The sequence below is a fragment of the Hymenobacter tibetensis genome, assembly GCF_022827545.1.
Classification (GTDB): Bacteria; Bacteroidota; Bacteroidia; order Cytophagales; family Hymenobacteraceae; genus Hymenobacter; species Hymenobacter tibetensis.
Map to the genome: position 1 here is coordinate 1415775 of NZ_CP094669.1, position 21774 is coordinate 1437548.

General features: G+C 52.7%; 17 protein-coding genes. 4 read left to right on the top strand and 13 right to left on the bottom strand.

Features of this window, described 5'->3' with window-relative positions; translation table 11 throughout:
- Nucleotides 1–72 precede the first annotated feature (72 nt).
- The gene (locus MTX78_RS05720; protein ID WP_243800708.1) at nucleotides 73–450 is read left to right on the top strand and encodes a YtxH domain-containing protein; all 378 of its coding nucleotides are present in this window, start codon (nucleotides 73–75) and stop codon (nucleotides 448–450) included.
- Nucleotides 451–1153: 703 nt separating this feature from the next.
- Here the strand turns inward: MTX78_RS05720 and lysS are convergent.
- The 6 genes from lysS to MTX78_RS05750 all read right to left on the bottom strand — a co-directional run bounded on the left by lysS (nucleotide 1154) and on the right by MTX78_RS05750 (nucleotide 9480).
- The gene (gene lysS, locus MTX78_RS05725) at nucleotides 1154–2707 is read right to left on the bottom strand and encodes a lysine--tRNA ligase (protein ID WP_243800709.1); all 1554 of its coding nucleotides are present in this window, start codon (nucleotides 2705–2707) and stop codon (nucleotides 1154–1156) included.
- Between the two features lie 280 nt (nucleotides 2708–2987).
- Nucleotides 2988–4019, bottom strand: a complete 1032-nt coding sequence (locus MTX78_RS05730; protein ID WP_243800710.1) for a hypothetical protein — start codon at nucleotides 4017–4019, stop codon at nucleotides 2988–2990.
- 288 nt (nucleotides 4020–4307) lie between these two features.
- Nucleotides 4308–6458, bottom strand: a complete 2151-nt coding sequence (locus MTX78_RS05735; RefSeq protein WP_243800711.1) for a carboxy terminal-processing peptidase — start codon at nucleotides 6456–6458, stop codon at nucleotides 4308–4310.
- Between the two features lie 317 nt (nucleotides 6459–6775).
- Nucleotides 6776–7270, bottom strand: a complete 495-nt coding sequence (locus MTX78_RS25415) for a hypothetical protein (RefSeq protein ID WP_243802817.1) — start codon at nucleotides 7268–7270, stop codon at nucleotides 6776–6778.
- A 533-nt stretch (nucleotides 7271–7803) separates the two neighbouring features.
- Nucleotides 7804–8172 carry a hypothetical protein gene (locus MTX78_RS05745; RefSeq protein ID WP_243800712.1) on the bottom strand — a complete coding sequence of 123 codons (369 nt, stop codon included), beginning with the start codon at nucleotides 8170–8172 and terminating at the stop codon, nucleotides 7804–7806.
- A gap of 117 nt (nucleotides 8173–8289) precedes the next feature.
- The gene (locus MTX78_RS05750) at nucleotides 8290–9480 is read right to left on the bottom strand and encodes a proline dehydrogenase family protein (protein ID WP_243800714.1); all 1191 of its coding nucleotides are present in this window, start codon (nucleotides 9478–9480) and stop codon (nucleotides 8290–8292) included.
- Nucleotides 9481–9644: 164 nt separating this feature from the next.
- Here MTX78_RS05750 and MTX78_RS05755 point away from each other — a divergent pair, with 164 nt between their 5' ends.
- On the top strand, nucleotides 9645–10742 hold the full coding sequence (locus tag MTX78_RS05755) for a chorismate mutase (RefSeq protein ID WP_243800716.1): 1098 nt from the start codon (nucleotides 9645–9647) through the stop codon (nucleotides 10740–10742).
- Nucleotides 10743–10887: 145 nt separating this feature from the next.
- Here the strand turns inward: MTX78_RS05755 and MTX78_RS05760 are convergent, their stop codons facing one another.
- Nucleotides 10888–11304, bottom strand: coding sequence for a hypothetical protein (locus MTX78_RS05760; RefSeq protein ID WP_243800718.1), 417 nt, complete (start codon nucleotides 11302–11304; stop codon nucleotides 10888–10890).
- Between the two features lie 152 nt (nucleotides 11305–11456).
- Here MTX78_RS05760 and aroB point away from each other — a divergent pair, with 152 nt between their 5' ends.
- A complete protein-coding gene (gene aroB / locus MTX78_RS05765; RefSeq protein WP_243800723.1) occupies nucleotides 11457–12497 on the top strand; it encodes a 3-dehydroquinate synthase in 1041 nt (346 codons plus the stop codon).
- Between the two features lie 242 nt (nucleotides 12498–12739).
- Nucleotides 12740–13870 (top strand): 3-phosphoshikimate 1-carboxyvinyltransferase, encoded by a 1131-nt coding sequence (locus MTX78_RS05770; protein ID WP_317258931.1) that lies wholly within the window; start codon nucleotides 12740–12742, stop codon nucleotides 13868–13870.
- Nucleotides 13871–13928: 58 nt separating this feature from the next.
- On the opposite strand, the gene MTX78_RS05775 is transcribed toward MTX78_RS05770, so the two are convergent.
- The 6 genes from MTX78_RS05775 to MTX78_RS05800 all read right to left on the bottom strand — a co-directional run bounded on the left by MTX78_RS05775 (nucleotide 13929) and on the right by MTX78_RS05800 (nucleotide 21752).
- Entirely contained in the window at nucleotides 13929–14753 is an 825-nt protein-coding gene (locus MTX78_RS05775; RefSeq protein WP_317258932.1) for an ABC transporter substrate-binding protein, read from the bottom strand.
- Between the two features lie 157 nt (nucleotides 14754–14910).
- Complete coding sequence (locus MTX78_RS05780) at nucleotides 14911–15981, bottom strand: M42 family metallopeptidase (RefSeq protein ID WP_243800724.1); 1071 nt, start codon at nucleotides 15979–15981, stop codon at nucleotides 14911–14913.
- Nucleotides 15982–16016: 35 nt separating this feature from the next.
- A complete protein-coding gene (locus tag MTX78_RS05785; protein WP_243800725.1) occupies nucleotides 16017–16547 on the bottom strand; it encodes a GNAT family N-acetyltransferase in 531 nt (176 codons plus the stop codon).
- Nucleotides 16548–16559: 12 nt separating this feature from the next.
- The gene (locus tag MTX78_RS05790) at nucleotides 16560–18125 is read right to left on the bottom strand and encodes an acyl-CoA carboxylase subunit beta (protein WP_243800727.1); all 1566 of its coding nucleotides are present in this window, start codon (nucleotides 18123–18125) and stop codon (nucleotides 16560–16562) included.
- 239 nt (nucleotides 18126–18364) lie between these two features.
- A complete protein-coding gene (locus MTX78_RS05795) occupies nucleotides 18365–20971 on the bottom strand; it encodes an ATP-dependent Clp protease ATP-binding subunit (protein ID WP_243800728.1) in 2607 nt (868 codons plus the stop codon).
- A 121-nt stretch (nucleotides 20972–21092) separates the two neighbouring features.
- Nucleotides 21093–21752, bottom strand: coding sequence for a WbqC family protein (locus MTX78_RS05800; RefSeq protein WP_243800730.1), 660 nt, complete (start codon nucleotides 21750–21752; stop codon nucleotides 21093–21095).
- Between the last annotated feature and the right edge of the window lie 22 nt (nucleotides 21753–21774).

Below are 21774 nucleotides of genomic sequence, written 5' to 3' on the forward strand. Positions count from 1 at the left end.
GCGAAACGGCCAGCCACCTTCTTGTTTCTCGGCGTTCTTCTCTTTTCTCACTTTATAACTGCTGCGTTTGTTATGCAAGACACCAAAGGCAAAGTGATTTTTTCTCTGCTTGCTGCAGCCACTGCGGGCATTGTAACGGGCTTGCTATTGGCTCCCGAAACCGGCGAAGAAACTCGGGCAGGCCTCAAAAAGTCGGCTGGTAAGTTCAGCGACGACCTCAATAAACTGTTCAAAGACGGTTTGTCGCGCCTAAGCTCCCTAAAAGAGCAAGCTCCTGCTTCCGCAGAGCAGCAGTCTGACCGCTCAGCGGCCGATAGCCTGCTCGGTTCCATCAATACGCCCGGTGGTTTCACAGAGCCAGCCCTTGGTAGCGCCGACGACTTCGATTCTGACTACGATGGTAGTGGCGGTGATGCCCGTCATTCGGCTGGCTACGGCAAAGGGCTTTAAAAAAAGTACTCTATTTCGTAACCTGATTTCAATCGCGCCGTTAAAGAATATACAACCGACTTGAAAGAAGATCGGAGATTTCATTGTCGTAAAATTGCCGGCTGCTGAGCTTCTGGCGGGATTGGTTAAATATCCCACCAGTAAAATCTAGCGTTGCCCATCGCAAGCTTCTGCAATAGAACCCGGTTGGAAGGGTAAGTTTGTTGTATCAAAAAGGAAAGCCTCCCGCTATTCAATGCGCGGGAGGCTTTCTGATTTTTAGGCTTGTATGGTTAACGCGAATCTATTTTTTAAATAAAATGCGTTTGCTCGTAACCTCTCGCAACACGCCGCCGTTAAAGAGAATGTAACTAGCTTGAAAGAAGCTGAGTAGCACACTTGAAGTAAAATTGCCGGCAGTAGAGCTTCTGTTTGGTCTTGGTTAACTAGATCAAACAGTAAAATCGTACTTGTCCATCGCAAGCTTCTTTAAGTAAGTCTTTCAGCTGAAAGGTAAGTTAGAAACAAAAGAAAGCCTCCCGCACAGTGATATGCGGGAGGCTTTCTGCTTTATATAGGTAAACCGAGCCGGCAGTAGTCTGAATAGTTCTTTTAAGTTATTGTGCCCCGGCAGCCAATAAAAAGAGCTTGCCACAAGGCAAGCTCTTTTTATTGTGTCCATTATCATGCAGCGCTCAGGCTTTTCTGAGCAGCAAGACAATTATTACTCAGGCTTTGGTGCGTTTTCCGACTTGGTGTTCTCCGGCTTCATCTGTGGGAAGAACAACACATCTTGGATAGAATTGGAGTTGGTCATGATCATGCTGAGGCGGTCTATACCGATACCCAAGCCCGCTGTAGGCGGCATGCCATACTCTAGGGCACGCAGGAAGTCCTCGTCAAGCACCATGGCTTCGGTGTCGCCGCGCTTACCTAGCTCCAATTGCTCCTCGAAGCGGGCCCGCTGGTCGATGGGGTCATTCAACTCCGAGAAGGCGTTGCAGATTTCCTTGCCGTTGCAGATAGCCTCGAACCGCTCCACTAGCCCCGGCTTGCTCCGGTGCTTCTTGGCCAGCGGCGACATTTCCACCGGGTAGTCGGTGATGAAGGTAGGCTGGATCAGTTTCGGCTCTACATGCTCGCCAAAAATTTCATCGATGATCTTAGCTTTGCCCATGCTTGGGTCGAGGGCCACTTTCAACTCTTTGGCCGCAGTACGTAGCTCATCTTCCGACTTGCCGTCGATGTTGAAGCCCGTGAAGTGCTCGATGGATTCGGCCATGGTGTAGCGTTTCCAAGGCCGCTGGAAGTTGATGAGGTTGTCGCCGACCTGCACCTCAGTCTGGCCGTGCAGGGTCAGGGCTACGCGCTCCACCATTTCTTCTACCAAGTCCATCATCCAGTAGTAGTCTTTATAGGCTACATACAGTTCCATCTGCGTGAACTCCGGGTTGTGGAAGCGCGACATGCCTTCGTTGCGGAAGTCTTTGCTGAATTCATATACCCCATCAAAGCCACCCACAATCAGGCGCTTTAGGTACAGCTCGTTGGCAATGCGCAGATACAGCGTCATGTCCAGCGTGTTGTGGTGGGTTTTGAAGGGGCGAGCGGCCGCACCGCCATACAAGGGCTGTAGGATAGGGGTTTCCACCTCCAAATAACCTTTGTCGTTCAAGTAGTTGCGCATGGCCTGCACCAACTGCGTACGCTTCACAAAAGCGTCGCGCACCTGCGGGTTCACCACCAAGTCCACGTAGCGCTGGCGGTAGCGCTGTTCGGGGTCGGTGAAGGCGTCGTACGTTTTCTTTTCACCAGTGGCTTCGTCAACTGCTTCCCGAACAACGGGCAGCGGACGCAGACTTTTGCTCAGGAATTTGAACTCCGTTACGTGGATGGATATTTCACCTACCATCGTAGTAAACACGCGGCCCTTCACGCCCACAAAGTCGCCAAGGTCGACTAGCTTCTTGAAGACGTTGTTGTACAGAGACTTGTCTTCGCCAGGGCAGATTTCGTCGCGGTTTACGTACAGCTGGATACGGCCCGAGGCATCCATCAGCTCGGCAAACGAGGCTTTACCCATCACCCGTACCGACATAACCCGGCCGGCTAAGCTTACTTCTTGGAAGTTGTTTAGCTCGGGGTGGTAGTTGTCAAGAATTTCCTGAGCGTAGAAACTGACGTCGAACAACTCGGAAGGATACGGCTCGATACCAAGCTTCTGGAGTTCCTCTAGCTTGTTGCGACGAATTATTTCCTGTTCGCTAAGATGATGCATGGGGCAGGGAGTAAAAAGAAGGCCCGTTGAGGGCCAAAAGTCGAGCCGCAAAAATAGCGCAGCCCACTCGCCTAACCTAATAGGCTTGGTACTGCGCAAGCGTCATACGTACTCAACCGCTTTCCACTTGCTAAGGTTAACTTGAAACGAGCGCAACTACTGTTCTTCGCTTCACAAAGCAATGTGCACGCGTACATGGCCCACAAGCAAAAAGCGCCACCCTAAAAGGATGGCGCTTTGGTGTATATGGAGTAAGACCTAATATAATACAGAGCGGTACTTAAGCGGCAATACCCATTTGCGGAGCGGGAGTTTCGCCCGTGATGGTAGGCTGCACCCGAGTGCGGAGGCGTTCCTCTACAAAGCTGTGGTGCAAGTGCTTCGGCAACTCGTCGATTAGCTGCTGGTAGCGCTCCAGGCCAATAGCCTTGGCTACATAGGTTTCGTGAATGCCATTGAGGTAGCTCACGATGTTGAGCAGCGACTGGTGGAAGAGTTTGAAGTCAATCTCGGCCTCTATGTAGCGCTCAATCTCACGGCTGGTCTGCGTAATGCGCAGGCGGCCCAGCAGGTCGAAGATGGTAGTGTAGCCTAAGCGCCACGTAATCTGCTGCCAGTGTGAAGCAGTCCATTTGTCGAGCACCTTGCCCGTCTTCTGGCTACGCAGCGCCGTGTTGGGGTTAGCTTGGATTTGCTGGCGAGTCCATTGAGCTTTCATCTTGCGCGTGGTGCGCAAGAACTGGCCAATCTGAGCCTGTGCGTCAATCTCCTTGCTGGCAATGTTAAGCCCGGCTTTGTAGCCCGCCAACGGCAAGCGGTGAATGCTAAAGTCGCCGTAAGAGCCAGCCGCATAGAACGACACTGGCCGCGGGTACGCGTTGCGAACTACTAACCGGCCAACCTCACGGCGCACCAAAGAAGGATTGTTGCCACGTACGCCTGCTGTGTATAGGAAAGCCTGCAAGCCAGCCATAATGGTATGATAAGCCTGCGGGAACGTCCAGTGCAAGGCGTTACGCAAGTAGTCCTCGTCGCCTAGCTCGGCCGTGGAACGCAATGCGTATTCCGTGCTCCAGCAAGCGTGCAACAGCTTAGTTATAGCTGTCAGGTCGGTATCGGTTAGCTCTGCTTGATGCGCGCGGAAAAAGGGCAGGTGTTGCAAGCCACCGGTGGCGTCATCAGCCTCCTGGATATGGTAGTTGATAGCGAAGAAATAGTTGAGGAAAACCTGCGCCGGGATAGACTTGCGCCAGGTCTCGTCAGCTAGCTTCTGCTGCTCGTCCGTCACGAGCGGAATGATAGGTGTTTCCATGTTCGTTGTCATGCTAGTTTAACATGAAGGTATAGGTTATAGTTCTTATTTGCTAAAAATATTGGGCGAAATTATTGTTATTTTTAGTATTGACTATCAATGGATTACGTAGGAATTAGTTTGGTGTTTGGCCTGCATTATTTAGGGTCGATTTACTAACATATTTAACTGCTGTATTGTGCCACTGTAAGTAGCAATAAAAAGGCCTCCCTAGCTCAAGCTAGGGAGGCCTTTTAGGAATGTATAACAGCTTATAAAAACTCTATAGGTCTTTATGAGCCTACCACTTTACATCTGATCTTTCACCACCGACACTGCTTCACGCAACGTGATGTCTTTGTACAAGTTCTTCGTGAAACGCGAAGCACGATTCACTTCCACTGTATCGGAGCCAAGAGCACGCAGGTCAGTAGAAAGAGGAGCAATAGCCAGTGGCTGTGCTGCTTTCTGGGCCTGATCGTACTTGTCGGACTCTGCTTTGTTGGTCAACTGCTCAGCACGATAAGCAGTGAGCTTCAACGATACTTTCGTTTCGTCTTTGCGCTTGCGCATCCGCTGGGCTAGCTCGTTTATGAGGCGGAAGCTTGGGTTAGAAGCTACGCGTGCCTGACTAGCCGTCCGCAACTTCTCAGTGGCCGGAGCCTGCGACCAAGCGCGGTAGCGTGCTGGGCTGATTTCGTCCCACTTCAACGGATAATCCGATTCTTTCTCACCCTGGTCGAGGTAGCTATACGCATCGGGCAGAATGATATCTGGTACTACGCCTTTAAATTGGGTGGAACCACCATTGATGCGGTAGAACTTCTGCGTAGTAAGCTTCAACGAGCCAAATGGCTTGATGCTGTTGAATTCAGCTGGAAGGGCATCGTCCAAATCGAAGATACGCTGTACGGTGCCTTTGCCATACGTGCTAGCAGCACCCATTACTACGCCCCGCTTGTAGTCCTGGATAGCCGCAGCCAGAATCTCAGAAGCCGAAGCGCTATACTTGTTCACGAGTACCACTAGTGGGCCACTGTACTGCACACGTGGGTCACGGTCGTTCAAAACGCTCGGAGCACCCTGTGGACCTTTCACCTGTACTACTGGTCCGCTATCGATGAAGAGGCCAGCCATTTCCACGGCGTCCTGCAAAGAACCACCGCCGTTGAAACGCAAGTCAAGTACCACACCGGCCACATTCTCCTGCTTCAATTTCTCTAGTTCTTTCTTCACGTCTTCGGCAGAACTGCGTCCACCGTTGTCGTTGAAGTCAGCGTAGAAGGTTGGTAGTTTGATATAACCAATCTTTTTGCCGGCCTCGTTGATGGTAGCCGACTGCGCGAAAGTTTCCTTGATGGTTACTACGTCGCGGATAATCGAGATAATCTTGGTGCTGTTGTCAGGCTTCTTTACGGTCAACCGTACTTGCGTACCCTTTTTGCCTTTGATCATCGACACCGCCTTATCCAAGCGCATACCTTCCACCGATACAGGCTCCGCATCAGCCTGCGCAACGCGGGAGATAATGTCACCTGCTTTCAACTCGCCTTGAATGTACGAGGCGCTCCCAGGGATAATATCAGTCACCTTGATTTGACCGTCTTTTTCCTGGAGCGAAGCACCGATGCCTTCGAAGCGGCCAGTCATAGCCTGGTCAAAGCTCTCTTTATCGCGGGGAGCGAAGTACTCGGTGTGCGGGTCGTAGGTGTTGGCAATAACGTTGGCGTACAAAGCCAACCGGTCATTGGCGTCGTTCTGCAACAGGTCGTTGAACTGGTCGTCGAAATACTTTAGCACACGCTTACGGGCCTCAACCTCCATTTCGGCGGGCGTACGCATGGGCTCAGACGTAGTAGACGGCGAAGGAGTAGCGCTGGTGGAAGCCAATGGTTTGTCTTTCTTTTTAGCCTGCGCATCCATCATTTCTGAAATGCGCACCATCGTCTGGTACTTCAAAAACTTGCGCCACTCATCACGCTGAGCATTTTTGTCAGCCGCAAAGTTTGCCTTATCGGAATCTGTTTCGAAGTTCTCTTCGGTCGTAAAATCGAACGGTTTGGTTAGGATGTCGCGGTACAGGCCCTGCACCTCTTTCACCCGCTGATCAAGAAGCACGTTAGCTTGGTCCATGAACTCATGGGTGCCGCGCTTCACTTCGTCATCAATGTCGTTCTGATACTTGGTGCGCAGCTGCGCTACATCAGAAGCCAGCAGAAATTTCTTGTTGGAATCTATCCGTTTCAAATACAGGTCGAAGACCCGCTTGGAAAAGGTGTCGTCAATTTTCTCGGGCTGATAGTGCATCTGGGTAAGGCCGTTAAGCATTACCTGCACCAGCACGGCGTCTTTTTGTGGGGTACGTGCGTCGCCACGGCGATAGAGCTTATAGGAAGCTAGCACAAAAACTGCCAGCACCACCGCGGCATACAAGCCTATCTTGATTCGGGGAAAAGACATGGAAAAGCGAGTGAAATGGAGGAAAATCAAATTAAACAGGAACCATAATAGTGCTTACGGCACGGTAGCAACCTCAGTTAGGCTAAAACGCCAGAGCCTGTGGAATAAGTGCCCTTGTAGTTCGTCTATTCGAACAATAAAGGCAAATGAAATGAAGAAAAGTTGCAAGCAATACGGTTGAGCATAGCCACTAAAAGCGAGCCAAAAGCAGTGAATATGCTATTTCGGCAGAAGCAGTAATATACTTATTTCGGGTGCACAAAAAAAGGCCCCTCCAAGAGTAGGAGGGGCCTTTTTTAATTAATGCGGTTCGTCGACTAGTAGCGACGCACCTTGTCGCCGTTACTGCGACGGAATTCTTCTTCGAAATAACGAGCATCTTCGTCGTTACGGGGATTTACGCCCATTACGATGCCGCCATTTTTGATATCGGATTCGTACTCTTTAGCATGCTCTTCTGGGATGCCCGAGCCTACCAAGGCTCCTACTAGACCACCCGTCAGACCACCGGCGCCAGCACCAGCCAAGGCTGCTGCGATAGGACCAGCAATTACCAAGCCCAGGCCTGGTAGTGCTACCGACGTGCCAATAGCAGCAATAGCACCAATGATAGCACCTGCAGTACCACCGATGGCCGAACCTACGCCAGCGCCTTCCATGGCTTTGTCGCCAAGCTCGGTGTCAGGAGTGTTGCTGCCGAAGTGCGTATTGCGGGTTTCGTCCGACATCAACACGTTCACGTCGTCTTTGGAATAACCACGCGAAGAAAGTGACTGATAGGCACGCTCAGCGCTGTCACGGTCACGGAACATGCCCGTCATCATGCCACCGCTGGTTGAAGAACCATAAGATGAATCGTTACCAGTTACAGCGCGGCCAGCATCGCTAGCAGCATTTTGTACGGCGTCAATACCAGCTCCTACGGTAGCACCTACTGAACCTGCTACGGCTGCACCTTTCTGGGTGGCACTGTAGTCATGGTTCGGGTTGCTGTCAGCACCAGGGATGCTAGAGTCGCCGCTGTTAGAGTTGCCTAGGTTGCCACCCGACGTAGCGTTGCTGCTAGAACCAGTAGAGAGCGAGCCGCTGCCAAAGCCAGTGCCAGCGTTGCCGGTACCATAGTTAGAGCCTGAGCCTGTACCAGTATTCATCGGGTTATTCGATTCGTTGGTGTTCATGTGGAGAGAATGTATAGGTGGAAATGGAAGAACCCAGTGCAGTAATCGAGAGTGGAACACTGCATCCAGATATATGTCACTAAACGCGACCGTTCTGGTCGGGGTTACATATATAATTAGGGCCTTTCATTTTTTCGGGGCTATACTACTGCTCGCACAGTCGAGCTTTATCCCCAACGGTCGTAGTTGGCTTCATCTTGCCAAAATGCCCGGCATTCCTGGCGCATATTTTTCAGCAAATCTTCTTGTTGCTTTAGGGTACGCCATTCTCCAAGGCCTAGCCGTTCACAAAGTTTGTAGAAGTTGTCGCCTTGGCCTTTGGAGCCTTCTACCTTCACCAAGCAGCTTAGAATAGGCCGGCCAGCTTTGAGTTCCTGTTCCGAAATTTCGGCTAGTAGCTCGTTCAGGCGGCTTTTCTCGTGCGATATATCCAAGTTGAGTCCTAACTCAGCTTCCTGCACAAGATTCAGGTAGCTAATGGTGCCTACCTGATGACGGGCAAAGCGAATCAAATGGCTGCGAATTCGGCCGAACATGGGCAAAGGAAATGGGTTAGGGGGCGGAAAGTACAAAAAAAGCCCGCTGTTCCAGTATCATTATCTGGAACAACGGGCGGCGGCTACCCAAAACCGTGCCGAGTAGGCAAACTACCACTAACGGCCTTGCCGGCGTCTTATTTCTTTTTGAATCAAAAGAAATTCGCGGCTGCTCTGGCCGGCAATGGCGGTATTCTCATCGGCGCGGCGCAATAAGTACGGCATAACAGCGTCTACAGGACCGTAAGGCACATATTTGGCGGTGTTGTAACCGGCATGCGCTAGGTTGTAGCTGAGGTTGTCGCTCATACCATAGAGCTGCGCAAACCAAATGCGCTGGTCGCCGGGCTGGACGTCATATTCCTGCATCAAAGCAGTGAGTAACTTAGAACTGGCTTCATTGTGGGTGCCAGCGCATATGCTAATCCGGTCGACGTGCTGCACGCAGTAGCGCAACGACTCATCGTATAGAGCGTCGGTTTCCTGCTTCGTTGGGTTGATGGGATTTTTGTAGCCACGCTGGCTAGCTATCCGCGCCTCCTTCTCCATGTAAGCACCCCGCACCAGCTTACCACCCAAGAAGTAGTTGCCTTGCTTGGCTTGGTCGTGCGCTTCTTTGATGGCGTCGAGCCGGTCGTGGCGGTACAGCTGGTAGGTGTTCCATACGATGGCCGACTCGCGGTTGTATTTGCGCATCATGTCGTACGCCATGTTGTCGATGGTCTGCTGAAACCAGCTCTCCTCGGCATCAACGAACACCCGCACGCCATATTGGTGGGCCCGCTGACAAATGGCATCTACCCGGGCGTATGCCCGGTCGTAGCTGGCTTGCTCCGCAGGGGTAAAGGCTTTGCCTGCCTGCACTTTCTCCAACAACGCGCTATCGGCCAGGCCTGTCACCTTGAACACCGAAAAAGGAATGTGCGTGGAGCGGTGTGCTAAGTCAATAGTGGCTAGGATTTCGTCGCGAGTTTGGTCGAAGCTTTTGTCGCTGCCTTCCCCTTCCACCGAGTAGTCGAGGATAGTGCCAATGCCGTAGCGGCCCAACTCCGCAATCACCGGCACACACTCTTTGATAGTTTCGCCGCCGCAGAACTGGCGGAAAATCGAGTGTTTGATTAAAAACTTAGTGCCGGGTATGCTCCACTTCAGTGCAGCTTTCATCATGCCCCCACCGGTTTTCACCAGGGTGTTGTTGTTCATGGACGCAAACAGGGCGTACATCTTGCGCAACTCTGCATCCGATTTCGAGGCGAAGGCGACGGCAGTGTCATCAAAGGAAATGGGCGGAGCTTGGGTTAGAGGCATTGGGTGTAGCTTTGGGGCAGATGAATGTGGGTAGGCAAAGGTAGCCTTTAAACAAGATTTCTCAGGGCCAGGTTATCGGCCTCGGTATCTTGCACTGAACACAGTTGTTCCCGCTTTCATTCAGTGAATGTGCAAGCGTAACTCTTCTCTTTTTGCTTTGCTGTATGCCAACTACTTCCGTTTCTGACACTCTTTTCACTCGTTTGCTTTCCGCCAAAGGCAGTCCTCTACTTATTGCAGGTCCTTGTTCGGCCGAAACCGAAGAGCAGGTACTGGCCACGGCCCACGGCTTGAAAGCACTGGGCAAAGTTGATTTGTTTCGGGCGGGTATCTGGAAACCGCGGACCAAGCCGGGTGGGTTCGAAGGAATGGGCTCAGTGGCCTTGCCGTGGCTGCAACGCGTGAAAGAGGAAACTGGCATCCCAACTACCGTGGAAGTAGCCACTCCGCGCCACGTAGAGGAAGCACTAGCACACGGTATTGATGTGCTCTGGATTGGGGCTCGAACCACCGTTAATCCTTTCGCCATTCAAGAACTGGCTGATGCGCTGGCCGGCACTGGTGTGCCCGTGATGGTGAAAAACCCAGTGAACCCCGATGTAGCGCTATGGGCTGGTGCGCTGGAACGGTTGGAGCGAGCTGGCATCACCGATTTGGCGGCTATTCACCGTGGGTTTAGCACGTTTGCGCCCTCCCGCTACCGCAACGCGCCCACTTGGATTTTGCCTATTGAGTTGAAGAGCCGGTTTCCGCAACTACCTCTCATCTGCGACCCAAGCCATATTGGGGGGCGCCGCGACCTACTATTGCCCATTGCTCAAAAAGCCCTCGACCTTGATTACGATGGGCTGATGATTGAAACGCACCCCGACCCTGACCATGCCCTCAGCGACGCCGCACAGCAAGTGACACCTGTGCGCCTAGGCGAAATCCTAAATGAGCTACACTTCCGCTACCGCTCTTCCAACAACGCCGAGTACTTGAACAAGGCCGAAGAGCTACGCCAGAAGATGGATGAAGCCGATCGAGAAATTATGGAGGGCTTGGCCAGGCGGATGGCTCTGGTAGGAGAGCTAGCGGAGTACAAGAAGGAAAACGACGTGAAAATCCTGCAAATGGACCGCTGGAACGAAATCTTCGAGTCGAGGCAGGCGTGGGCACGAAAACTAGGAGTGAACGAGAAGTTTATAGCTGAACTCTACAAACTGGTTCACCTGGAAAGCATCCGGCGACAAACCGAAATCATGCAGCGGCCAGAATAACTGTTGAACAAGCATTGCCGTGCGAGGAATTTTCTTCCGTACGGCAATGCCTGTTTTAGCGCGTACCCTCGGCACGCGCTATGTTCACAACAGAGGAATTTTCAGACAAGAATACCAAGGAGCTGTAAACTCCTAGCGCCTTGTGTTACTGGCGTACGCGAATGTAGTTGTGCTCCATAGGGTCGCCGTTTGCTTCAATTAGTTGGAGGGTGTTGCCAGACACCGAGTAAATCTGCATACCCCGGTAACCCCGGTACATCAAAACTTGCCGAGGTGGTTTACCGATGCCCTGCCGTTCGTTGCGAACCGAGAAAACAGTGGCACTAACGAAGGCATCATCCTCGTAAAAACGAGCCCGGCCACGCCGGTCAAACTCAACTACCACACGGTGTCCGGTGCTGGCTGGAGTAAGTTCTGGTGAGTTGGGAGAGGCTGTCCGCTGCCATTCCCAACGACCTACTAGTTGCTCCTCTGGTTTTGGCATTGATTCTCGTTGGCATGCTCCCCATAGCGGAATGGTGAGGAGCAAGGCGGCAGATAAGCCGCGGGTAGAGGAGGTCATAATTAATATAGAATGTAAGTTGCGGTGACATGAGCAAGATACGGTTCAGATGGTTGCATCGGATCGTGTTATTTTTGCTTCATATCATGATGGAATTGCCTTCCGCAAATGCCATACCTGAACTGTTCTATTTCTTCTGAAACAAGTGAAAATTGAATAATATATTGTCCATTGGTCCGGAGGCATTGCCTATCCTTGCCGACCTGTTGCGTCAGCCGGCTGTAAGTCAGGTGTTTGTGTTAGTGGATGCCAATACCAGCCGGTTATGCTATCCGCTGCTTAAACCGCACCTGCCCGAAGCCCATTCTCTGATTGAGATACCCGCCGGGGAAGAAGCCAAGACGCTGGACTCTTGCGAAGCCGTGTGGAACAACCTAACGGAGCAGCAAGCCGACCGATTTGCGGTGCTAGTGAACCTAGGAGGGGGCGTGATAACCGACTTGGGCGGGTTTTGCGCGGCACTCTACAAGCGCGGCATCCGGTTTGTGCAGGTGCCTACCACCTTACTGGCGCAGGTAGATGCCAGTGTAGGAGGCAAAACTGGAATTGACTTTCAGGGATTCAAAAACCATTTGGGCGTTTTTCAGGAGCCCGCCGGCGTTTTTATTGACCCTGCATTTCTGGCCACTCTCGATCCTCGCCAACTGAAGTCGGGCTATGCGGAAGTGGTGAAGCATGGCTTGATTGCGGACGCTGCCGCTTTCCAGGAGCAGCGGGTCAACAGCCTGTTCATTGACGACTGGACCGATACCATCCGGCATTCAGTGGCCTTGAAACAGGAAATTGTGGCGCAGGACCCCTTGGAAGCAGGCCCACGCAAACTGCTCAACTTTGGCCACACCGTGGGCCATGCGTTGGAGAGCTTTCTGCTTTCCCAACCCGGTCGCGAGATATTGCACGGCGAGGCGGTAGCGGCTGGTATGGTATGTGAGGCTTGGCTGAGTGTGCAACACGGCTTGCTCAGTGATACTGAACTCGACCAGATCGAGACATTCCTGTTTTCGGTTTTCGAGAAAGTGCAGTTTGTAACTCTAGAAACCGAAGCTATTGCCGAGTACGCTCGCCAGGACAAGAAAAACGCGGGTACCACCATCAACTGTACCTTGCTTGAAACAATTGGCCGCGGTGTCTACAATCAGCCTGTTACCGTGGCAGAAATAGCGGAGTCATTGCGGTATTACCATCGGCTGTAGCATGGTGGCCCAGCCGTGGATTGGGTAGCGCATCACGTACCATCCAACCGCTTATACTTTGTCTTGAACTCTTCTTTCACTCATTCACTAGCTCCGGCTGGTGGTTCATCTGTACTGCTATCAGCTCTTCTGTCAATCTTACATGGCCTAATGGCCCCCTGCGTGGAACGGCTCAGTTGCCGGCTTCGAAAAGTGAAAGCAACCGCGCTCTTATCTTACAGGCTCTGGCAGGTGGCGGGCAATTGGATAATCTTTCCGATGCCAACGACACGCAGCTCATGCAACGTTTGCTGGCCGACCCAACCACTCTCGAACTCGATGCCGAAGACGCGGGTACCGTTATGCGTTTCCTGACGGCCTATCTGGCCGTAACCGACCGCCACGCCTTGCTTACCGGCACTGCTCGTATGCGAGAGCGGCCCATAGCTGTATTGGTGGAAGCATTGCGCCAGCTCGGGGCCGATATTTCCTACGAAGAAGCAGAAGGGTACCCGCCGTTGCGCCTACGTGGCTGGAAAGTGGTGGCGCCAGAACAGGAGACAGAAAATGAACCCACCGAGCTGAAAGTGCGCGGCGACATCAGCAGCCAGTACATTTCGGCGTTGTTGATGGTAGGACCTATGCTGCCCAACGGGCTGCGAATTTGGCTAACGGGCAAAGTTGGCTCGCGCCCCTACATCCGGATGACGATGGCCCTAATGCAGCACTTCGGAGGCGAATGCCGCGACTTAGGCACGGCGTTGGAGGCCCGCGCCGGCCGCTACCAACCCGCTGACTATACCATCGAATCGGATTGGTCGGCGGCAAGTTACTGGTATGCTATGGTAGCCTTGGCGCCTGCGGGTTCGCACATCACGCTGCCTGGTTTGCGCCGTTATTCCTGGCAAGGCGACCAAGCCATTGTTGACATCATGGCGCAGCTAGGAGTAACCACGGAATTCCTAACCGATGGCGTCCGGCTGGTACAAACCACTCCTTCCGCTGGCTTCACCCAAGATTTCACCGACTGCCCCGACCTAGCGCAGACGGTTGCCGTGGTAGCCGCTGCTTTGAATGTGCCTGTACTCATGACTGGCCTAGAAAGCCTACGCATCAAGGAAACCGACCGAATTTTCGCGTTGCAAACGGAGTTGGCCAACTTTGGCGCTTTCCTCACCGAGGAAACAGAAGGGTTCTTCCGGGTGTCCACGGAGAACTTCCACGTAGCCGGCCAAACTGTAGCCACCTACCATGACCACCGCATGGCTATGGCTTTCGCGCCGTTGGCGTTGCGTGGTGCTATCACCATCGAGGCTCCAAAAGTAGTACGCAAGTCGTATCCACAGTTCTGGTCGGAGCTGGAAAAAGCTGGGTTCACTACTGAAGTTCAGTAGTGACGCGCCGGCTTGCGCTGATGCGTCATGGTGATACAACCTTAGCCGCTGGCTGTTGCTAAGACGCGAAATTGGCAGTAGTCAATGACTTAAAATAGCCGGCAGAGTATCTCAGCCGGCTACCATGCCAGCTGAATAGCTCGCCATCTACAATGCGAATCTGAGCTTGCGGGCACATAGTTTGAAACTCAGCTATATGCTTTTCACTGAACGGATACGGCTCCGACGAAAGCAGAATCTGCTGTGGAGCTGCTGCAGCTACCAGTTCGGGCGTAACCTCTGGGTATCGGCCAAGGTGGCTGAACACATTGCTGTACCCAGCTCGGCGCAGCATGTCATCGATGAATGTGCCGGAAGCCGCTACCATGTACGGCTTGCGCCAAATGAAATAAGCGGCTGGAATAGGGGTGGAAACGACTGGCAACGCTTCGAACGACTGCGCTATTTCAGCAAGCAACGGTTCTGCTATGTGTTTGCGGCCAGTAAGGAGCGCCACCCGGCTTATCATATCGAGGGCGTTTGGTAGCGTGTAGATGTCACTAAGCCACACAGGGTATTGCAAAGCCAGCAGTTGTATGCCCTCCTGATAATTTTCCTCTTTGTTGCCGATGATCAGGTCTGGCTTACAAGAAGCAATTTTGGCGAAGTCGAAGTTTTTTGTTCCGCCGATAACCATAGCTTGTTGACGAGCAACCGGTGGGTGAATGCAAAACTTTGTGACGCCTACAACCCGGTTTCCGATACCCAAGTCGTACAGCAACTCCGTTTGCGACGGCACCAGCGACACAATGCGTTGCGGCGGAAACGGCACCACTACGCGCTGACCCATCTGATCGGTGACAGTAAGCGGCACCTTACATATATCAAAATTCATTGGCAGCATAGGGGAGTTGGTGGAGCAATGTGGCAAAGAAAGCAAAGAGTGTTAGCAGCATAAGGGCCGCCTAGATGCACTCAGTAAAGCAAACGGCCGCTCACAATATGAGCGGCCGTTTCTGTTCTTGATACTTGGTACGATCTAGCTGAGCTGAATGCTACGATTAGCTGAAGTATCGGAAATCATGGTTGTCCTCAATGCGCAGCAGCGTTTCATAGATGAGCTTGGTCACAGCCTCCACATCATCTTTGTGCACTGTTTCAACGGTTGTGTGCATGTACTTGAGTGGCAACGAAATCAGAGCAGAAGCTACTCCTGCTCCTGAGTAAGCAAATGCATCTGTATCGGTGCCGGTGGCGCGGGTAGCGGCGGCGCGCTGGAACGGAATTTCCGCTTCCTGAGCGGTCCGGATGATTAGGTCGCGCAGGTTGTTTTGCACGGCCGGACCATAGGTTATCACTGGTCCTTTCCCGCAGAACAAGTCGCCAGCTGTCTTCTTTTCATACATCGGCGACTGGGTGTCGTGAGTCACGTCCGTGATGATGGCTACGTCGGGTTGAATGCGGTGCGCTACCATTTCAGCGCCTCGCAGGCCAATTTCCTCTTGTACTGCATTCACAATGTAGAGGCCGAAGGGCAGCGTGTTACCGTTTTCCTTTAGCATCCGAGCCACCTCGGCTATCATAAATCCACCGACGCGGTTGTCCAGTGCCCGGCCCACGTAGTACTTGTCGTTGAGCACCATGAACTCGTCTTCGAACGTAACGACGGAGCCCACGTGGATGCCCATTTGCTCGACTTCCTCTTTGCTGGAGGCGCCGCAGTCCAAAAATACCGTTTCAATGGTAGGAGCCTTGTCTTGCTCTACTTTCCGCACGTGAATAGCGGGCCAACCGAACACCGCTTTCACAATGCCCTTGGCTGTATGGATGTTTACCCGCTTGCTAGGAGCTACCAATGGGTCGGAACCACCGTTGCGGCGCAGATACAAGAATCCAGACTCCGTAATGAAGTTGACGAAATAGCTGATTTCGTCGGCATGAGCCTCGATAACCACTTTGTATTTCGCCTCTGGATTGATAACCCCCACGACTGTGCCGTACGTGTCCACGAAATACTCGTCGATATACGGCTTGATGTAGTCAAGCCATATTTTCTGACCTTCTTTCTCGAAACCGGTGGGAGAGGGGTTATTGAGGTACTTCTGTAAAAAATCGAAGCTTTCCTGTCGCATGAAATAGAAACTCGATGGTAAAAAAATAAAATGAGCTACAGAACCCTTGAAGTTTCTGTGGGCGGAGGAGCATGCCAAGCCATGGGAATATCAGCTTCAATTCCATGTACGCCTGCTACACGCCCCTCAAAACGACCTTCCCGCACAAACCCGAGTTGTTCATACAACTGAATGGCGCGGGTGTTTGTCTCCCGTACCAGCAGTTCCACCCGCTGTACGTGTGGAAAGCGGTGCTGTACGTGCACAAGGAGCGTGTTGAACAAACGACGGCCTATTCCCTGGCCTTGTACGCTGGTATCCACGGCTATGGTGATGTCGCCTAACACGTGAGAGAAAATTTTTAAGCCAGAGGAATACGTATGGATTTCGGCAACTAGTTGGCCGTGTTGCTTTGCTACCAAGCCTACCCCGTGGTGTATGCTACGACTCAGAAAGTGCTGCACATACTCGTCGGTAATTTCCTCGGGCTGCCGGGCAAGCCCGCCACTTTCCCTTGACACCCGTTGATACAGGCTGCGGATAGCGGATGCATCCTGAGCAACGGACGAGCGAATCTGGATGGACATGGCAAGCGGAAACTACAGCGGAATGTTGCCGTGCTTCTTACGTGGCAGCGTATCCACTTTGTTTTCCAGCATCTTAAAGGCACGAATTAGTTTCTGCCTAGTCTGCGAAGGCAAAATAACTTCATCGACAAAGCCCCGATGCGCCGCCCGATAGGGTGTCGCGAACTTTTGCTGGTACTCGTCTACTTTTTCCTGAAGCTTGGCCTCCGGATCAGCGGCAGCGGCTATTTCGCGCTTGAAGATGATTTCGGCAGCTCCTTTAGCGCCCATCACCGCAATTTCGGCCGTGGGCCACGCATAGTTCATGTCGGCCCCGATGTGCTTGCTGTTCATCACATCGTATGCCCCGCCGTACGCCTTGCGGGTTATAACGGTGATGCGCGGTACCGTTGCCTCGCAGAACGCATACAGTAATTTGGCGCCGTTGGTGATAATACCACGCCACTCTTGGTCGGTGCCGGGCAAGAAGCCGGGTACGTCTTCCAGTACTAGCAGCGGAATATTGAACGAGTCGCAGAACCGCACGAACCGGGCCGCCTTGGTGCTGGCATTGATGTCGAGTACGCCGGCTAATACAGCGGGCTGGTTGCCGACTATCCCAATGCTACGGCCCCCTAGCCGGGCAAATCCTACCACAATGTTTTCCGCGAAATTCTGGTGAACCTCCAGAAACGTACCTCCATCAATAATGCCCTCAATCACCTCCCGCATATCGTAGGGCTGGTTGGGGTTTTCGGGAATGATGCTGTCTAGTACCGGACGAACTTCGTTGCTGGTTTCGTAAGGCAGCATCGGAGCCGTTTCCTCACAGTTTTGCGGCATATAGCTCAACAGCTGCTTGAGGTGGTTGATGCAAACCACTTCGTTGGCACACGAAAAATGCGTGACTCCGCTCTTGGCAGAGTGCGTACTCGCACCACCAAGCTCTTCGCTGGTTACGTTTTCGTGGGTAACGGTCTTCACTACGTTTGGACCAGTCACGAACATGTAGCTCGTGTCTTCCACCATCAGAATGAAGTCGGTGATGGCTGGCGAGTACACTGCGCCGCCCGCGCACGGTCCCATAATAGCCGACAGCTGCGGCACAACCCCCGAAGCCAAGGTGTTCTTATAGAAGATATCGGCGTAACCGCCTAGGCTCACTACGCCTTCCTGAATCCGGGCGCCGCCCGAGTCGTTGAGGCCGATAACGGGTGCGCCGTTCTTCATGGCCAGGTCCATGATCTTCACAATCTTCTCGGCGTGCGTTTCGCTCAGTGAGCCACCGAAAACCGTGAAGTCCTGCGAAAAGACGTAGACCAGTCGTCCGTTCACGGTGCCGTAGCCCGTAATTACTCCGTCGCCGAGGTAATACTCCTTGTCCAGACCGAAGTCCTTGGAGCGGTGCATGACGAACTTGCCGATTTCCTCGAACGAGCCTTCATCAAGCAGCAAGTCCACCCGCTCGCGGGCCGTGAGCTTGCCTTTTTTATGCTGTGCATCAATCCGGGCTTGGCCACCGCCAAGTAGAGCCTCCTGATTTTTGCGTTCAAGAATTTCGAGTTTGCTCAAGTGGGCTTCCGCCTGCGGATCGGACATGGAGTGGGAGTTCGGGGTTGGAATAACAAGTACTAGGTAACTAATCCAAAGGTAGTGTACCAACATAGAAAAGCCGCACCAGAATTCTGGTGCGGTTGATTGCTAAATGTGCGTCAACTACATATAAGGCGGTAACTATTCTTAAGCGGATTCGCTATCGGGCTCAACCTACTAATGCTGTAAACAAAAACAGCCGGCTCCTATACAGGAACCGGCCGTTTCTATTTTACACTACTCGCTTACTTCTTGGCATCAGCGTCGTCGCTTGGCTCAGGCTTTTCAGCTGGCCGCTCGTCGCTGGCAAGGTTCTGCGGCTCGTTGCTCTTGCTTACTTTGAAGATAAGCTCATCAGCACCTTCCGTGAAGTCAGCAGTGATAACGTCGCCTTGAGCAATTTCCGCTTTCAAGATTTCCTCAGCAATCGGATCTTCGATGTACTTCTGGATAGCCCGGTTCAGCGGACGAGCACCAAACTTCGGATCGTAGCCTTTCTCCGCTACAAAGTCCTTGGCAGCTTCCGTCAACTCCACACGGTAGCCGAGCAACTGAATGCGGCTCAACAGCTTCGACAGCGAGATGTCGATGATGCGGTGGATGTCCTTCTTCTCCAGTGAGTTGAAGACAATCACGTCATCCAAACGGTTGAGGAACTCGGGGGAGAACGTCTTACGCAGCGCATTGGTGATGGTGCTCTTTGTCAGCTCATCCAAGTTATCCTGCCGGGCCTTCGTACCGAAGCCGATGCCTGCACCGAAGTCCTGCAAGTCGCGGGCCCCGATGTTGGAGGTCATGATGATGATGGTGTTGCGGAAGTCCACCTTGCGGCCCAGGCCGTCAGTCAGAATACCGTCGTCAAGCACTTGCAGCAGCAAGTTGTACACGTCGGGGTGCGCCTTCTCAATCTCGTCGAGTAGGATAACCGAGTACGGCTTGCGGCGGATTTTCTCCGTCAACTGACCACCCTCTTCGTAACCTACATAGCCGGGAGGTGCGCCCACCAGGCGCGAGATGCTGAATTTCTCCATGTACTCCGACATGTCAATCCGCACCAGCGAATCTTCTTTGTCGAAGAGGTAGGTGGCTAGCACCTTGGCGAGCTCGGTTTTACCAACACCGGTTGGGCCGAGGAACACAAACGAACCGATAGGCTTCTTAGGGTCTTTCAAGCCTACGCGGGTGCGCTGGATGGCTTTCACCAACTGCTTGATAGCCTTGTCCTGGCCGATAACCTTGCCTTGTAGCTCTTCGCCCATGTTCAAAAGCTTGGCGCTTTCGTTCTGCGCGACACGGCTAACCGGAATACCGGTCATCATGGCAATAACCTCAGCTACGTTTTCTTCCTTAACGGTGTAACGCTTCTTCTTGGTCTCCTCTTCCCAGTCCTTCTTGGCTTGGTCGAGTTGCTCCAATAGCTTCTTCTCATTGTCGCGGAGCTTAGCAGCTTCCTCGTACTTCTGAGACTTCACCACGCGGTTCTTCTCGGTCTTGATGTTCTCGATGCTTTCTTCAAGCTTCAAGATGTCTTCCGGAACCACGATGTTGTTGATGTGCACACGGGCACCGGCTTCGTCCAGGATGTCGATGGCTTTGTCTGGCAGGAAACGGTCAGACATATACCGGTCCGACAGCTTCACACATGACTCGATAGCCTTGTCGGTGTACACCACATGGTGGTGATCCTGATACTTATCTTTGATGTTGTGCAGGATTTCGATGGTTTCCTCAGGCGTAGTAGGATCTACCATTACCATCTGGAAACGACGGGCCAAGGCACCATCCTTCTCGATGTACTGACGGTACTCGTCGAGGGTAGTAGCACCGATGCATTGAATTTCGCCGCGGGCCAAAGCCGGCTTGAACATGTTGGAAGCATCGAGCGAGCCTGAAGCTCCGCCAGCGCCTACAATCGTGTGCAACTCGTCAATGAACAGAATCACGTCGGGCGACTTTTCCAGCTCGTTCATCACGGCCTTCATGCGCTCCTCGAACTGACCACGATACTTGGTACCAGCTACCAGCGAAGCCAAATCCAGCGTCACTACCCGCTTGCCGAACAGCACACGCGATACTTTCTTCTGGATGATGCGCAGGGCCAGACCTTCGGCAATGGCCGTTTTACCAACGCCCGGCTCACCAATCAGGATCGGATTGTTCTTTTTGCGGCGGCTCAGAATCTGGGCTACACGCTCGATCTCTTTCTCACGGCCAACAATCGGGTCGAGCTTGTCGTCCTCAGCTAGCTTGGTGAGGTCACGGCCGAAGTTATCGAGTACTGGAGTACGCGACTTCTCGGTCCCTTTCTTAGGAGTAGCGCCAGCACCGGCACCGCCGCGGCCTGCACCACCACCAAAGAGGCGGTCGTTGTCGTCGTCATCGGCCTCGGGGCCGTTGGTAGGGTTGTTCGCCGTGTTACCGTGGTAGTCCAGCGAATCGCGCACAGATTCGTAGTTCACGTTGAATTTGCTGAGGATTTGAGACGAGATATTGTCTTCATCGCGCAGAATCGACAGCAACAGATGCTCTGTGCCGATGATTTCGCTCTTGAAGATCTTGGCTTCGAGATAGGTAATCTTAAGGACTTTCTCGGTCTGTTTCGTCAGGGGGATAGAGCCGGTGATGCTCGTGCCCTGCGTGGCCGTATTGCGAGTGGCTTGCTCGAGGGCATATTTCAGCTCGTCTACGGATACACCCAATTTCTTGAGCAAACCAATAGCCGTGCCTTCCCCTTCGCGAATCATGCCCAACAATAAGTGTTCGGTACCGATATAATCGTGCCCGAGCCGGATGGCCTCTTCCCGGCTCAGAGAGATGACCTCTTTGACTCGATTTGAGAATTTAGCTTCCATGCAGATAAGGTAGTGAAGAAAAACGGAACCCCGCAAGCGCTAATTAGGCGTTATCCGGCGGGTTGGGCCGTTGTAATCTGAAAACAGATAGAAACGGGCGATGGTTCGGGCGGCAAGGACACTACACGAGAAAATTGCCGGCAGCCGGACCTTGCATGAAGAGCAGGTCTAGGATGCTAAGCCCTGGTACAAAATCTTTACCAAAGGTCTGGGCATAGGGTCTTACCGACTTCCTGTCAGGTTCTAATGCCACGGAAACCTTTGGTGTCAGTGAATCACGACAGTCCACCACGGTGTTGGAAAGCTGATCAACAGTGTGGGGAGCGGATGTCGTTGTGGGGTACGTGGGAAAGTAGTCGGTGGTAAGCTCCACAGGAGTCCGCAACCGAAGGCAGCGTAGGTAGAAACGCAAGAAAGCAAGATTTAGATCAAAAAGATACGTGTGCTTTTGTACGTAGATATCGTGCAAATAGTCGGCGTAGTATTCGAAATACGGTGTACCGCCGTACGCAGTTTGAATAGTCCGCCAGTGTTGATGCACCCAGTTCTGTCGATAATCGATTTCTATATCCTTGGTCTTTACCTTCTCACTACGATTTCCATCTACCACGGGCACCGTTAGAGGCTTCACTCCCTGAGCCGTTAGAAGTAGGCAGCGGTTGCGGTAGGTTTGCTTACGATAATGCTCTTGCGCTTCCAGTCGGAGAGCTTCAGCCCCTATAATTCCAGTGAAAAACGTGGTTGGAGGGTGATATTGAGACTCAAAGAGAAGAATGGACATCGAGCGGAAGCTAGGAAAAAGG

Coding starts and splice junctions, on each gene's coding strand:
- MTX78_RS05785 (WP_243800725.1), bottom strand. CDS start 16,547: ATGTCCATCCAGATTCGCTCGTCCGTTGCTCAGGATGCATCCGCTATC.
- MTX78_RS05720 (WP_243800708.1), top strand. CDS start 73: ATGCAAGACACCAAAGGCAAAGTGATTTTTTCTCTGCTTGCTGCAGCC.
- MTX78_RS25415 (WP_243802817.1), bottom strand. CDS start 7,270: ATGTTCCGTGACCGTGACAGCGCTGAGCGTGCCTATCAGTCACTTTCT.
- lysS (WP_243800709.1), bottom strand. CDS start 2,707: ATGCATCATCTTAGCGAACAGGAAATAATTCGTCGCAACAAGCTAGAG.
- MTX78_RS05780 (WP_243800724.1), bottom strand. CDS start 15,981: ATGCGACAGGAAAGCTTCGATTTTTTACAGAAGTACCTCAATAACCCC.
- MTX78_RS05790 (WP_243800727.1), bottom strand. CDS start 18,125: ATGTCCGATCCGCAGGCGGAAGCCCACTTGAGCAAACTCGAAATTCTT.
- MTX78_RS05795 (WP_243800728.1), bottom strand. CDS start 20,971: ATGGAAGCTAAATTCTCAAATCGAGTCAAAGAGGTCATCTCTCTGAGC.
- MTX78_RS05775 (WP_317258932.1), bottom strand. CDS start 14,753: ATGCTGCCAATGAATTTTGATATATGTAAGGTGCCGCTTACTGTCACC.
- MTX78_RS05745 (WP_243800712.1), bottom strand. CDS start 8,172: ATGTTCGGCCGAATTCGCAGCCATTTGATTCGCTTTGCCCGTCATCAG.
- MTX78_RS05760 (WP_243800718.1), bottom strand. CDS start 11,304: ATGACCTCCTCTACCCGCGGCTTATCTGCCGCCTTGCTCCTCACCATT.
- MTX78_RS05800 (WP_243800730.1), bottom strand. CDS start 21,752: ATGTCCATTCTTCTCTTTGAGTCTCAATATCACCCTCCAACCACGTTT.
- MTX78_RS05750 (WP_243800714.1), bottom strand. CDS start 9,480: ATGCCTCTAACCCAAGCTCCGCCCATTTCCTTTGATGACACTGCCGTC.
- MTX78_RS05735 (WP_243800711.1), bottom strand. CDS start 6,458: ATGTCTTTTCCCCGAATCAAGATAGGCTTGTATGCCGCGGTGGTGCTG.
- MTX78_RS05730 (WP_243800710.1), bottom strand. CDS start 4,019: ATGGAAACACCTATCATTCCGCTCGTGACGGACGAGCAGCAGAAGCTA.
- MTX78_RS05755 (WP_243800716.1), top strand. CDS start 9,645: ATGCCAACTACTTCCGTTTCTGACACTCTTTTCACTCGTTTGCTTTCC.